Below are 12,490 nucleotides of genomic sequence, written 5' to 3'. Positions count from 1 at the left end.
ACAAAAAAAGAAGGACACCCAAACGGGTATCCTTCTTTCCGAAAAGCTGTGTTGTTCGATCCGACAATTAACGCTTGGAGAACTGCGGAGCGCGACGAGCAGCTTTGAGGCCGTATTTCTTACGCTCTTTCATACGCGGGTCACGAGTCAGGAAACCTGCCTTCTTCAGAGAACCACGCAGTTCCGGATCAGCTTTGAGCAGCGCACGGGAGATCCCGTGACGGATTGCGCCAGCTTGACCGGAGAAGCCGCCACCTTTAACGTTTGCGATCACATCGTACTTGCCGATGGTCTCAGTCAGGTTGCCCGGCTGTTTTACGATCAGTTTCAGGGTCTCGAGACCGCCGAAGAATTGATCCATGGTGCGGTTGTTGATGATCACGTTGCCTTCACCCGGTACGAGACGTACGCGAGCTACGGAGTGTTTACGACGACCAGTGCCCCAGTATTGAACTTGTGCCATTGTGTGCTAACCTCCCTCTTACTTCGATTCCCACGGAATCGGGTTTTGTGCAGCATGCGGATGCTCGGTACCTGCGTATACGCGCAGCTTGGTCAGCTGCTGCGCACCAAGGGTGTTATGCGGAAGCATACCCTTGATCGCGTAGGTCAGAACGCGCTCCGGCTTGGAAGCCAGCATTTGGCCAGCGGTGGTTTGCTTCAGACCGCCCGGGTACAGGGAGTGACGATAGTAGATCTTGTTGGTCAGTTTCTTGCCGGTGAAGACAACCTTCTCAGCGTTGATGAGGATTACGAAATCACCGGTGTCGATGTGCGGGGTGAATTCCGGTTTATGTTTACCGCGAAGGATAGAAGCAACTTCAGTTGCCAGACGACCAACGGTTTTACCTTCAGCGTCGATGATGTACCATTTGCGTTCCACAGCGCCTGGTTTCGCCATGTACGTTGTACGCATAGTAATTCCCTCCTGAAACTTGTTGTATTTTAAAAGCCGGGGCTAGTGGGATTAGCAAGGGCTGTAAAATACCAATGTCAATTCTACTTTGGACAAGCCAAAAAGTCAAGACTAATCAGTCATACAGAACTTGCCACATCGTTAACCCATGGGCCGGAGCGGTCACACCGGCCATTTTTCGGTCGCGCGCAAGCAAAATGTCTGGGATCTCTCCCGGTTCGATCTTGCCGCGTCCGACATCGATCAGTGTGCCGGCGATAATCCGCACCATGTTGTAAAGAAACCCTTCGCCGCGGCAGGTCACCGACAGCAGGTGCCCTTCCTCCCGGAGGTCAACCGCGTGAAGCGTGCGTACTTTGTCTTCAACCGGCGTGTTGGCAGCACAGAAACTGGTGAAATCATGACGACCCACGAGATGAGTTGCCGCTTCGATCATCCGCTCGACGCAAATCGGGTAGGGGTAGTGATAGGCGTATTTGCGCGTAAACACGTCTGGAAAGGCGTTTCTGTCCAGCAGGTAGCGATACACCTTCCCCCGTGCGGAAAAACGCGCGTGCCAGTCCTCAGGCACCTCTGCGGCGTCCTGGACGACAAGGTCGTTCGGCAGCTTGACGTTGCACACGATCGGCCACTTCTCCACCGGAACCCGCGAGGAGGTGTGGAAGTTGACGATTTGCGCCCGCGCATGCACGCCGGCATCGGTTCGCCCCGAGCCGATGATCGAAACCGGGTGTCCGACCACTTCTTCCAAACGAGCTTGCAGCATCCCCTGCACGGTGCGCAGGTTCGGCTGGGTCTGAAAGCCGTGAAAATCGGTCCCGTCATACGAGATCGTCAGTTTGATGTTCCGCATAGTCCCTCCGCTCACACCGTTCGTTAATCAAAAACGAGGTTTGCAAATGCAGCAAACCTCGTAAGGAACATTATACGAGTTCGAGGTACACCATCGGTGCACCGTCACCGCGGCGCGGTCCGATCTTCATGATGCGGGTGTAGCCGCCTTGACGATCAGCAAAGCGCGGAGCGATCTCGGAGAACAGCTTTTGCACTGCATCCTGGTTGGTGGTCGCGTCTGCGATTTCCGGGCGAACAAAAGCTGCAACTTGACGACGAGCGTGCAAGTCGCCACGCTTTGCCAGCGTGATCAGCTTTTCAGCTACCGAACGAAGTTCTTTCGCTTTCGCCTCGGTGGTCTGGATGCGCTCGTAGATGAACAGGTCGGTTACCTGGCTGCGGAACAGCGCTTTGCGGTTACCGGAACGACGGTTCAGTTTTCTGTATGCCATGTGTTGTTTCCCTCCTCCTCAAAAAAAGTAGCAAAGGAGATGATTAGTCTTCGTTGCGAAGGCCAAGGCCGAGTTCAGCCAGCTTTTCCTGGACTTCCTCAAGCGATTTGCGTCCGAGGTTGCGGACTTTCATCATCTCTTCCTCTGTCTTGGAACAGAGTTCTTGAACCGTGTTGATGCCAGCACGCTTCAAGCAGTTGTAGGAGCGAACGGAAAGTTCCAGTTCTTCGATCGTCATCTCGAGAACTTTCTCTTTCTTATCGTCTTCCTTCTCAATCATGATCTCCGTATCGCGTACTTTATCGGTCAGGCCTACAAACAACATCAGGTGCTCCGTGAGGATCTTCGCACCCAGACTCACCGCTTCGTCAGGTCGAATGCTTCCGTCCGTCCAGACCTCGAGGGTCAGCTTGTCGTAGTTGGTTACCTGTCCGACGCGAGTATTCTCTACCGAGTAGTTCACGCGTTCAATCGGCGTGTAGATGGAGTCGATCGGGATGACGCCAATCTCCATGTCTTCTTTCTTGTTACGGTCAGCCGGAACATAGCCGCGTCCACGGTTCGCCGTAATCTCCATGAAGAGTCTGCCGCCTTCGGCCAAAGTGGCAATATGCAGGTCCGGGTTGAGCACGTCAACGTCGGAATCCACACGAATATCGCCGGCGGTGACCGCGCCCGGTCCCTCCGCGTCGATCGTCAGCGTTTTCTCCTCGTCGGAATGGATTTTGAGCGAAAGCCGTTTGAGATTCAAGATGATCTCTGTTGTATCTTCGACGACGCCCGGGACGGTAGAGAACTCATGGAGCACCCCTTCAATCTTCACGCTGGTCGCAGCAGCGCCCGGCAGGGAAGACAACAGGATGCGGCGCAGAGAGTTCCCCAGAGTGGTGCCATAACCGCGTTCAAGCGGTTCCACCACAAACTTCCCGTACGTGCCACTTTCGTTGATCTCAACAGTCTCGATTCTCGGCTTTTCAATTTCAATCATTCACGTAACCCTCCTTCTCGACAACTCGAACATTCCGGTGAGACTTGCGCAGCTGAGGGTGATAGTCTGCCGAGTACACTCAAATCTTAGCGAGAGTAAAGTTCGACGATCATTTGTTCTGCAACTGGAACGTCGATTTCGTCACGAGACGGAACGCGAACGATGCGCGCAGACTTGGTGTTCAGGTCTCTCTCGAGCCACGCGACCACTGCTTTGGATTCAGCAGATTCCAAGAGTTCCTTCACGCGCGGAGCTTCTTGGGCTTTATCGGAAAACGCAATTACGTCGCCCGGCTTGGTCAGGTAAGACGGGATGTCGACGCGCTTGCCGTTCACGAGGATGTGGCCGTGTTTCACGATTTGACGAGCTTCCGGACGGGAAGCTGCAAAACCGGAGCGATACACAACGTTATCCAGGCGGCTTTCCAGAATCTGCAGCAGGGTTTCACCAGTGATCCCCTTGCGGCGGTTAGCTTCTTCGTAGTAAGCACGGAATTGCTTTTCAAGGACGCCGTAAACGCGACGTGCTTTTTGCTTCTCGCGCAGCTGGGTACCGTATTCGGATACCTTCTTACGAGCCTGGCCGTGTTGGCCCGGCGCGTAAGCGCGGCGGTCGATGGCACACTTGTCGGTATAGCAGCGTTCGCCTTTCAGATACAGTTTAACGCCTTCACGGCGGCACAAACGGCAAACAGAACCGGTGTATCTTGCCATTCTAGTATTGACACCTCCTGTTAGAATCATACTCTCTTGCTATAAGTTTCCGTGTCTACTTACACACAGAAGAGAAGCGCCAACGTTATACGCGGCGGCGCTTCGGCGGACGGCAACCGTTGTGCGGGATCGGAGTGACGTCTTTGATCATGGAAACTTCGAGGCCTGCAGCTTGCAGGGAACGAATCGCTGCTTCACGACCAGCGCCCGGACCTTTTACGAAGACTTCCAAGGATTTCATGCCATGCTCCATCGCAACTTTAGCAGCAGACTCAGCTGCCATTTGAGCTGCGAACGGGGTCGACTTACGGGAGCCTTTGAAGCCTTGGCCGCCGGCAGTAGCCCAGGAGATCGCGTTGCCTTGAATATCGGTGATGGTAACGATCGTGTTGTTGAAAGTCGACTTGATGTGAGCTACGCCAACTTCAACGTTCTTACGGTCACGACGTTTGGTACGGGTGGTAGCACCTTTACCGCGTCCTTTAACTTTTGCCATGTGTCAGTTTCCCCCCTTATTATTTTTTCTTGCCTGCTACAGTGCGGCGAGGACCTTTACGCGTGCGAGCGTTGGTCTTCGTGCGTTGACCGCGAACCGGAAGACCGCGGCGATGACGGATCCCACGGTAGGAACCGATCTCGATCAGGCGCTTGATGTTCAAAGCGATGTCGCGACGGAGGTCACCTTCAACTTTAACGTTCTTGTCGATAAATTCACGGAGCTTGTTGATCTCATCTTCAGTCAGATCCTTTACGCGAGCGTCTTTGTTAACGCCGGTAGCTTCGAGGACCTTGTTCGCGGTCTTACGGCCGATACCGAAGATGTAGGTCAAGCTGATTTCCACGCGCTTGTCGCGCGGGATATCGATACCTGCAATACGTGCCATGTGCGTGTACACCTCCCAAGTGATCATTGATGTGCTTAGTTTATAGGAAACAACAGCAGCGCAGTTCCCGAAGTTCCGTCAGAGCGGAACGGGGCAGCCGCTCTACGCTCTGTTGAAACTTAACCTTGTTTTTGCTTGTGCTTCGGGTTTTCGCAAATGACCATAACGGCGCCTTTGCGACGAATGATCTTGCACTTTTCGCAAATCGGCTTAACAGAAGGACGTACCTTCATTGCGATTACCTCCAATCGTAAGTCCTTATTTGTAGCGGTAGGTAATCCGGCCACGCGTCAAATCGTACGGAGACAATTCAACGGTTACACGGTCCCCCGGTAGAATCCGGATATAGTGCATTCGAATCTTGCCAGATACATGTGCGAGCACTTTGTGTCCGTTTTCCAATTCCACTCGAAACATTGCATTCGGAAGCGGTTCGATAACCCTTCCTTCCACTTCGATGACATCATCTTTCGCCACTGAGGTCACTTCCTCTCTTCGCTTCATCATTACTCTGTACAAACGATCGTTTGAATCGGTTCAGGCAACCGCGCAACAACGCATTTTGCACCTGACCTTTTTGCTCAAGCTCGGCAGTCAACACTTCATCGCGATGAGGAAGCAGCTGGATATGCGCGAGATTCTTGCGCTTGGGTGCGTCGCTTTTACGCTTCGCGCCGTCCGCCAGCAAAACGGTCTTCGGACCTGGAATCCCTACAATGACCGCGTAGTTACCTGTTTCTTTGCCTTGGGTCACCAAGACGATCTGCCCAAGATGGGGACGCATCGGATGAAGCATCCTGTTCACCTTACGCTTTCGTCAAGATGTCCGGTCCGTCAGGAGTAACTGCCACTGTATGCTCAAAGTGAGCGGCCAGCGAGCCGTCAGCTGTCACGACCGTCCAGTTGTCCTGGAGCGTTTTCGTGTGGAAGCTGCCGACGTTGACCATCGGCTCGATCGCCAGCGTCATGCCGGTCTTCAATCGTGGTCCACGCCCGGGCGGGCCATAGTTCGGGATAGACGGGTCTTCATGCATTTGTCGCCCAATGCCGTGGCCAACGAATTCACGTACGACCGAGAACCCGTGCGATTCCACGTACTGTTGCACCGCGTGACCGATATCAGAAAGCCGGTTGCCGTCTTTGGCTTGTTCCAAGCCTTTGAAAAGCGCTGCTTCCGTTACGTCGAGTAACTTCTGCGCCGTCTCGCTGATCTGGCCTACCGCGTATGTCCAGGCGGAGTCGCCGTGGAAGCCGTGGATGTTCGCACCGATGTCAATGGAGATGATATCGCCTTCTTGGAGAACCTGGTTGCCCGGGATCCCATGAACGATCACCTCATTGACGGATGCACAGATAGAAGCTGGATACCCGTGGTACCCCTTGAATGAAGGAAGCGCACCTTGTTTGCGGATAAAATCATCAGCAATCTGGTCAAGTTCCTTCGTGGTGATCCCCGGAAGAACTGCTTTTTGCAGCTCTTTGTGTGTCAACGCAACGATCCGTCCTGCCTCACGCATCAAATCCAGCTCTACATTGGACTTACTGACGATCATTCCACACCTCGTAGAATGGAAGAGATTTGCTTGTATACTTCATCGATCGCTTGTTCGCCATCGATAGTTTTCAGCAGACCCTTGGCTTCGTAGTAAGCCAAAATTGGTTCGGATTGCTTGATGTTAACATCCAAGCGGGTGGCTACCGTTTCAGTGGTGTCGTCCGAGCGCTGGTAGAGCTCGCCGTCACACTTGTCACATTTGCCTTCCGTCGCCGGAGGGTTAAAGATGACGTGGTAAGTCGCGCCGCAAGATTTGCAAATCCGACGACCGGTTAAACGCGCTAAGAGGTTTTCACGAGCGACAGTCAGGTTAATGACAACGTCGATCTCACGGCCGAGGTCAACAAGCATGGCGTTGAGCGCTTCTGCTTGAGCCAACGTACGCGGAAAACCATCGAGGAGAAACCCTTTTTCGCAGTCCGGCTTTTGGAATCGTTCACGCACAATCCCGATGGTGACTTCGTCTGGAACGAGGAGCCCCTGATCCATGAACGACTTCGCTTGAAGTCCAAGAGGAGTCTCTTCTGCTATCGCCGCCCGGAACATGTCACCGGTAGAGATGTGAGGGATCCCGAACTCGGAGACGATGCGTTCTGCCTGCGTGCCTTTACCTGCACCAGGCAATCCCATAAAGATGACTTGCATCCATCATCCCTCCATTGTCAAAGACTTCTGGTTTCGGGCCATGCCCTCTCTTCCACTACTTGCGGATAAATCCTTTGTAGTGGCGTTGCAGGAGCTGGCTTTCAACTTGTTTCATGGTTTCAAGAGCAACCCCGACGACGATGAGAAGACCAGTGCCGCCGAAAAACAGATTCAAGCCCGTTGCACCCATAAACACGACTGGCATCGCGGAGATGGCAGCGAGGAAGAGTGCGCCGGAAAGAGTGATGCGATTCATAACCCGAGTGATGAACAGCTCGGTCGGCTTGCCTGGGCGGATACCCGGGATGAAGCCGCCATTTTTCTTCATGCCATCCGACAGCTGCACAGGGTTGATCTGTACAAACGTGTAGAAGTAAGTGAAGAAAATGATCAGAATCACTTCAAAAGCAACGTACAACGGTTGCCCGAAAGCAAGCCGTGATTGAATCCAGTCCGTCACAGTATTAGACGGAAGGAATTGTGCGACCGTGACAGGGAACATCAGCAGGGACGATGCGAAAATCACCGGAATAACCCCTGCAGCGTTAACCTTGAGCGGGATATGAGTGGATTGCCCACCAATCGTTTTACGCCCAACAACACGCTTCGCATACTGCACCGGAATCCGGCGCACACCTTGTTGTACGAACACGATCGCTGCGATGAGCAGCACGATGCCGACGAGCAGCACCCCGAGTTTTACGAAGCTCATGCCGAGCTGTTCCTGGTTATAGAACCAAGTCTCGTAAATCGTGCGGGCCCCGCGCTCTACCCCTGCGATAATACCCGCAAAGATGAGGATCGAGATCCCGTTGCCGATGCCCTTCTCAGTGATTTGCTCACCGAGCCACATCAGGAACGCCGTACCGGCTGTCAGCGTAAGCGTGATAAGCGCGTACCCCGTCCAGCTTGTATCGGTGATAAGTCCCGGAAGCTGGTTGTTAAAGGTTACGGACAGGCCGAAAGCCTGGATCATACCCAGTACGATTGTACCGTATCGCGTAATCTGTGCCAACTTTTTGCGTCCGGCTTCCCCTTCTTTTTGCCATTCCTCGAACTTCTTGAGCACGCCCATGCCGAGGAGCTGGACAATGATCGACGCCGTGATGTACGGGGTGATCGACATTGCGAAGATGGAGAAGTTCTGGAGCGCACCGCCCGAGAACGTGTTAAGCATCCCGAAGATCGGGTTTTCCCCGATCTCTGCGAGTGCTTTTGCGTTGACATTCGGGACCGGGATAAAACTCCCGATCCTGAATACCAGAATCATGAGCAGGGTGAACAAAATTCGATTACGCAGATCGGACACTTTCCAGATGTTCGCGATCGTCGTAAACATTAGATCACCTCAGCCTTACCGCCAGCAGCTTCGATTTTCTCGATAGCAGACTTGGAGAAAGCCTGCGCTTGTACAGTAAGAGCTACGGTAATTTCGCCGTTACCCAGGATCTTAACGCCGTCGTGCAGGTTCTTAACGATACCCGCCTCTTTCAGCAGTCCAGGGGTTACAACAGTGCCAGCTTCGAACTTGTTCAGCTTCGCAACGTTCACTTCAGCAAACACGGTAGCGAATACCGAGTTGTTGAAGCCGCGCTTCGGCAGACGACGGAACAGAGGAGTCTGACCGCCCTCGAAGCCCAGACGAACGCCACCGCCGGAGCGAGCGTTTTGACCTTTGTGACCACGGCCGGCAGTCTTGCCGTTGCCGGTACCGATCCCGCGGCCCTTGCGCTTGCGAACGTGCTTCGAACCTTCAGCCGGTTGGAGCTCATGCAATTTCATCCCGATGCACCTCCTCTATATTTTGATGCTTGATTAGTCGATTACTTTGTATTCAACGAGGTGTTGAACTTTGTTGACCATACCGCGGATTTGCGGAGTGTCGTTGTGAACAACCGTCTGGTTCAGCTTGCGCAGGCCCAGGGTAGTCACGGTAACTTTCTGGTCTTCAGGACGCCCGATCGGGCTTTTCTTGAGGGTGATTTCCAACTTTGCCATTGTGATATCCCCTCCTTAACCCTGAATTTCTTCCAAGGACTTGCCACGCAGCTTCGCAACGTCTTCCGGGCGCTTGAGGCGCTTCAGACCGTCGAGGGTTGCGTTGACCATGTTCATGGAGTTGGAAGAACCGAGAGATTTGGTAACGATGTCTTTAACGCCTGCAAGTTCGAGGACCGCGCGAGCCGGACCGCCCGCGATTACACCGGTACCTTCTTTCGCCGGCTTGATCAGAACTTTACCAGCGCCGAAGCGTCCCAGGATGTCGTGCGGCACGGTGGTGCCTACGAGCGGAACGTAGACGAGGTTTTTCTTCGCATCGTCGATGCCTTTACGGATAGCGTCCGGCACCTCAGCAGCTTTGCCGAGACCTGCGCCGACGTGACCGTTGCCATCGCCTACGATAACGAGAGCGGAGAAGCTGAAACGTCGACCGCCTTTTACGACCTTCGCAACACGGTTGATTGCGACGACTTTCTCAGACAGTTCGAGTTGGTTCGGATCGATACGCATTAAGGTTTCCCTCCTTCTTTACAAGATGATTAGAATTCGAGGCCTGCTTCACGAGCAGCTGCAGCCAGAGCTGCAATGCGGCCATGGTACAGGTATCCGCCACGGTCGAATACGACGTTGGTGATACCTTTTTCAATCGCGCGCTTCGCAACGAGTTCGCCGACTTTCGCAGCAGCTTCAACGTTGCCGCCGTGGCCAACTTGGCCTTTCAGAGCCGGGTCAACGGTCGAAGCGGAAACGAGAGTTACACCGGTAGCATCGTCGATTACTTGTGCGTAGATGTGCTTGGTGGAACGGAATACGTTCAGACGCGGGCGCAGAGCGGTACCCGCTACCTTACGGCGTACGCGGAAGTGACGGCGCTTACGAGCTTTATTCTTGTCACCTTTGGTGATCATCGAGTTTCACTCCCTTCATGCAAGGATTGCATGTCTCATGCTACTATTTCTTACCAGTCTTACCAACCTTGCGGCGGACGACTTCGTTTTCGTACTTGATACCTTTGCCTTTGTACGGCTCCGGTTCGCGCAGGGAACGGATCTGTGCAGCCACTTGGCCAACGCGTTCCTTGTTGATGCCCTTGATGGTCAGCTTGGTAGCTGCCGGAACATCGATTTCGATGCCTTCTTCCGGAACGATTTCAACCGGGTGGGAGAAACCGAGGGAAAGAGTTACTTTATCGCCCGCTTTCGCAGCACGGTAACCAACGCCCACGAGTTCGAGGTTCTTCTCGAAGCCCTTGGATACGCCCTCTACCATGTTGTTGAGGACGGAACGGGTGGTGCCGTGCAGAGAGCGGTGCAGCTTGTTGTCGGACGGACGTTCGACAACCACCTGAGTGCCTTCTACCTTGATCGCCATGTCCTTATGGAATTCACGGGTCAGGGTGCCTTTCGGACCTTTAACGGTCACGGAAGCGCCGTTTTGAGTTACCTCAACGCCAGCCGGCAACTCGATTACTTTTCTACCGATACGAGACACAAGTTACACCTCCAATCGTAAGAAGCTTTTATTACCAAACGTAGCAGAGTACTTCGCCGCCAACTTGGTTGCGGCGAGCCTCTTTATCTGTCATCAGGCCGTTCGAAGTGGAGAGGATTGCGATACCCAGACCACCAAGAACACGCGGGATTTCAGTCGACTTTGCGTATACGCGCAGGCCCGGCTTGGAAATGCGCTTCAAGCCAGTGATAACACGCTCGTTGTTTGCACCGTACTTGAGGAACACGCGGATGATCCCTTGCTTGTTGTCCGGAATGAATTCAGCGTCACGGATGAAACCTTCGCTCTTGAGGATTTCAGCTACAGCCTTCTTCAGGTTGGAGCCCGGGATTTCAACTTTCTCGTGACCAACCATGTTCGCGTTCCGGATACGAGTCAGCATATCTGCGATCGGATCAGTCATCACCATGTGTAAAAACCTCCTTCCCTAATCGCTTTATCTATTACCAGCTGGCTTTCTTCACGCCAGGGAGTTGACCTTTGTACGCCAGTTCACGGAAGCAAATACGGCAGATGCCGAACTTCCGCAAAACCGAGTGCGGACGTCCGCACACACGGCAACGGGTGTATGCGCGGGTGCTGAACTTCGGCGTACGTTGCTGTTTAACGACCATAGCCTTACGAGCCACTGTCCATACCTCCTAAAATTTGCGGAATTTTTTATGCTTGACGGAACGGTGCGCCCATGAGACGCAGGAATTCACGGCCTTCTTCGTCGGTCTTCGCAGTGGTTACGAACACGATGTCCATACCCAGCATTTTGTCGACCTTCTCGTACTCGATCTCCGGGAAGAGCAGCTGTTCTTTCAGACCGAGGGTGTAGTTACCACGGCCGTCGAACGCTTTCGGGGAGATACCGCGGAAGTCGCGTACACGCGGCAGAGCCACGTTGAAGAGCTTGTCGAGGAAATGGTACATACGCTCACCGCGCAGGGTGACTTTTGCACCGATCGGCATGCCTTCACGAATTTTGAAGCCTGCGATGGACTTCTTCGCTTTGGTGATAACCGGCTTTTGACCGGAGATCGTTTCCAGATCAGCAACAGCTGCATCCAGAACTTTAGCGTTAGCAACCGCTTCGCCAAGACCCATGTTGATTACGATCTTTTCGAGCTTCGGAGCTTGCATAACAGACTTATATTCGAACTTGCTCATCAGAGCAGGAAGAACTTCTGCATTGTAAAACTCTTGCAAACGAGCCACGATAGGTTACCTCCTTTCTTGACCTGACTACTTGTCGAGAGTTTCGCCAGATTTCTTTGCGTAACGAACCTTAGTGCCGTCGTTCAGAATCTTTTTACCGATCCGAGTAGCACCGCCGGTTTTCGGGTCAACGATCGCTACGTTCGAAACGTGGATCGGCGCTTCTTTTTCGATGATACCGCCTTGCTGGTTGGTCGCGTTCGGCTTGGTGTGACGCTTAACGATGTTCACGCCTTCGATCAAAACGCGCTGCTCGGACGGGTATGCTTCCAAGATGCGACCCTTCTTGCCTTTATCCTTGCCAGTGAGAACGACAACTTGGTCGCCTTTCTTCACATGAAGTTTAGCTTTAGCCACTTGTTACACCTCCTCAGGTGTTACTACCTGAAACTTATATCGATTACAGCACTTCAGGTGCCAGAGAGATGATCTTCATGAAGTCTTTCTCACGCAGTTCACGAGCTACCGGCCCGAAGATACGGGTGCCGCGCGGAGACTTGTCTTCCTTGATGATGACAGCTGCGTTTTCATCAAACTTGATGTAGGTGCCGTCTTTACGACGAGCGCCGGTCTTCGTACGAACGATAACCGCCTTAACTACATCACCCTTCTTGACAACGCCACCGGGTGTTGCGCTTTTCACAGAAGCAACGATAATGTCGCCGATGTTAGCGGATTTACGGTTCGAGCCACCAAGAACGCGGAAGCACATGATTTCCTTAGCACCAGAGTTGTCTGCTACAGCAAGACGGGATTGCGGTTGAATCATGCCAGGGACCTCCTTCCA

The 12,490-nt window shown here is 53.4% G+C and carries 24 protein-coding genes; all 24 read right to left on the bottom strand.

Annotated features, from left to right (window positions below; genetic code table 11):
- Nucleotides 1-67 precede the first annotated feature (67 nt).
- On the bottom strand, nucleotides 68-463 hold the full coding sequence (rpsI, locus tag CBW65_RS08495) for a 30S ribosomal protein S9 (protein ID WP_087456480.1): 396 nt from the start codon (nucleotides 461-463) through the stop codon (nucleotides 68-70).
- An 18-nt stretch (nucleotides 464-481) separates the two neighbouring features.
- Entirely contained in the window at nucleotides 482-916 is a 435-nt protein-coding gene (gene rplM, locus CBW65_RS08490) for a 50S ribosomal protein L13 (RefSeq protein WP_087456479.1), read from the bottom strand.
- A gap of 115 nt (nucleotides 917-1,031) precedes the next feature.
- Entirely contained in the window at nucleotides 1,032-1,769 is a 738-nt protein-coding gene (truA, locus tag CBW65_RS08485; RefSeq protein ID WP_087456478.1) for a tRNA pseudouridine(38-40) synthase TruA, read from the bottom strand.
- A 70-nt stretch (nucleotides 1,770-1,839) separates the two neighbouring features.
- Complete coding sequence (gene rplQ / locus CBW65_RS08480) at nucleotides 1,840-2,202, bottom strand: 50S ribosomal protein L17 (protein ID WP_087456477.1); 363 nt, start codon at nucleotides 2,200-2,202, stop codon at nucleotides 1,840-1,842.
- Nucleotides 2,203-2,245: 43 nt separating this feature from the next.
- Nucleotides 2,246-3,190: a DNA-directed RNA polymerase subunit alpha gene (locus tag CBW65_RS08475; protein ID WP_087456476.1), complete on the bottom strand. Its 945-nt coding sequence runs from the start codon at nucleotides 3,188-3,190 to the stop codon at nucleotides 2,246-2,248.
- A gap of 86 nt (nucleotides 3,191-3,276) precedes the next feature.
- Nucleotides 3,277-3,903: a 30S ribosomal protein S4 gene (gene rpsD / locus CBW65_RS08470; protein ID WP_087456475.1), complete on the bottom strand. Its 627-nt coding sequence runs from the start codon at nucleotides 3,901-3,903 to the stop codon at nucleotides 3,277-3,279.
- A gap of 85 nt (nucleotides 3,904-3,988) precedes the next feature.
- The gene (gene rpsK, locus CBW65_RS08465; protein WP_087456474.1) at nucleotides 3,989-4,399 is read right to left on the bottom strand and encodes a 30S ribosomal protein S11; all 411 of its coding nucleotides are present in this window, start codon (nucleotides 4,397-4,399) and stop codon (nucleotides 3,989-3,991) included.
- Nucleotides 4,400-4,418: 19 nt separating this feature from the next.
- Nucleotides 4,419-4,787, bottom strand: coding sequence for a 30S ribosomal protein S13 (gene rpsM, locus CBW65_RS08460; protein WP_087456473.1), 369 nt, complete (start codon nucleotides 4,785-4,787; stop codon nucleotides 4,419-4,421).
- A gap of 119 nt (nucleotides 4,788-4,906) precedes the next feature.
- The gene (gene rpmJ / locus CBW65_RS08455; RefSeq protein WP_018131305.1) at nucleotides 4,907-5,020 is read right to left on the bottom strand and encodes a 50S ribosomal protein L36; all 114 of its coding nucleotides are present in this window, start codon (nucleotides 5,018-5,020) and stop codon (nucleotides 4,907-4,909) included.
- 25 nt (nucleotides 5,021-5,045) lie between these two features.
- A complete protein-coding gene (gene infA / locus CBW65_RS08450; protein WP_087456472.1) occupies nucleotides 5,046-5,264 on the bottom strand; it encodes a translation initiation factor IF-1 in 219 nt (72 codons plus the stop codon).
- Entirely contained in the window at nucleotides 5,251-5,583 is a 333-nt protein-coding gene (locus CBW65_RS08445) for a KOW domain-containing RNA-binding protein (protein WP_198299787.1), read from the bottom strand. The genes infA and CBW65_RS08445 overlap by 14 nt, the downstream gene beginning before the upstream one ends.
- A gap of 10 nt (nucleotides 5,584-5,593) precedes the next feature.
- On the bottom strand, nucleotides 5,594-6,340 hold the full coding sequence (gene map / locus CBW65_RS08440; RefSeq protein ID WP_087456470.1) for a type I methionyl aminopeptidase: 747 nt from the start codon (nucleotides 6,338-6,340) through the stop codon (nucleotides 5,594-5,596).
- Complete coding sequence (locus CBW65_RS08435; RefSeq protein WP_087456469.1) at nucleotides 6,337-6,987, bottom strand: adenylate kinase; 651 nt, start codon at nucleotides 6,985-6,987, stop codon at nucleotides 6,337-6,339. The genes map and CBW65_RS08435 overlap by 4 nt, the downstream gene beginning before the upstream one ends.
- A gap of 55 nt (nucleotides 6,988-7,042) precedes the next feature.
- Nucleotides 7,043-8,326 (bottom strand): preprotein translocase subunit SecY, encoded by a 1,284-nt coding sequence (gene secY / locus CBW65_RS08430; RefSeq protein WP_087456468.1) that lies wholly within the window; start codon nucleotides 8,324-8,326, stop codon nucleotides 7,043-7,045.
- Nucleotides 8,326-8,769 (bottom strand): 50S ribosomal protein L15, encoded by a 444-nt coding sequence (rplO, locus tag CBW65_RS08425; protein WP_087456467.1) that lies wholly within the window; start codon nucleotides 8,767-8,769, stop codon nucleotides 8,326-8,328. The genes secY and rplO overlap by 1 nt, the downstream gene beginning before the upstream one ends.
- 33 nt (nucleotides 8,770-8,802) lie before the next feature.
- Nucleotides 8,803-8,985 carry a 50S ribosomal protein L30 gene (gene rpmD / locus CBW65_RS08420; protein ID WP_087456466.1) on the bottom strand — a complete coding sequence of 61 codons (183 nt, stop codon included), beginning with the start codon at nucleotides 8,983-8,985 and terminating at the stop codon, nucleotides 8,803-8,805.
- Nucleotides 8,986-9,000: 15 nt separating this feature from the next.
- A complete protein-coding gene (rpsE, locus tag CBW65_RS08415) occupies nucleotides 9,001-9,498 on the bottom strand; it encodes a 30S ribosomal protein S5 (RefSeq protein WP_087456465.1) in 498 nt (165 codons plus the stop codon).
- Between the two features lie 29 nt (nucleotides 9,499-9,527).
- On the bottom strand, nucleotides 9,528-9,896 hold the full coding sequence (gene rplR, locus CBW65_RS08410; RefSeq protein WP_087456464.1) for a 50S ribosomal protein L18: 369 nt from the start codon (nucleotides 9,894-9,896) through the stop codon (nucleotides 9,528-9,530).
- Nucleotides 9,897-9,939: 43 nt separating this feature from the next.
- Nucleotides 9,940-10,479, bottom strand: a complete 540-nt coding sequence (gene rplF / locus CBW65_RS08405; protein WP_087456463.1) for a 50S ribosomal protein L6 — start codon at nucleotides 10,477-10,479, stop codon at nucleotides 9,940-9,942.
- 31 nt (nucleotides 10,480-10,510) lie between these two features.
- Nucleotides 10,511-10,909, bottom strand: a complete 399-nt coding sequence (rpsH, locus tag CBW65_RS08400) for a 30S ribosomal protein S8 (protein WP_087456462.1) — start codon at nucleotides 10,907-10,909, stop codon at nucleotides 10,511-10,513.
- A 34-nt stretch (nucleotides 10,910-10,943) separates the two neighbouring features.
- On the bottom strand, nucleotides 10,944-11,129 hold the full coding sequence (locus CBW65_RS08395; RefSeq protein ID WP_038092297.1) for a type Z 30S ribosomal protein S14: 186 nt from the start codon (nucleotides 11,127-11,129) through the stop codon (nucleotides 10,944-10,946).
- Nucleotides 11,130-11,160: 31 nt separating this feature from the next.
- Nucleotides 11,161-11,706, bottom strand: coding sequence for a 50S ribosomal protein L5 (gene rplE / locus CBW65_RS08390; RefSeq protein ID WP_087456461.1), 546 nt, complete (start codon nucleotides 11,704-11,706; stop codon nucleotides 11,161-11,163).
- Nucleotides 11,707-11,730: 24 nt separating this feature from the next.
- Complete coding sequence (rplX, locus tag CBW65_RS08385) at nucleotides 11,731-12,060, bottom strand: 50S ribosomal protein L24 (RefSeq protein ID WP_087456460.1); 330 nt, start codon at nucleotides 12,058-12,060, stop codon at nucleotides 11,731-11,733.
- 43 nt (nucleotides 12,061-12,103) lie between these two features.
- Nucleotides 12,104-12,472, bottom strand: coding sequence for a 50S ribosomal protein L14 (gene rplN / locus CBW65_RS08380; protein ID WP_087456459.1), 369 nt, complete (start codon nucleotides 12,470-12,472; stop codon nucleotides 12,104-12,106).
- Between the last annotated feature and the right edge of the window lie 18 nt (nucleotides 12,473-12,490).

The organism is Tumebacillus avium (assembly GCF_002162355.1).
In the GTDB taxonomy this organism is placed as follows: Bacteria; Bacillota; Bacilli; order Tumebacillales; family Tumebacillaceae; genus Tumebacillus_A; species Tumebacillus_A avium.
The sequence above is the reverse complement of the archived record's forward strand: the minus strand, read 5'-3'. Positions and strand labels throughout refer to the sequence as shown.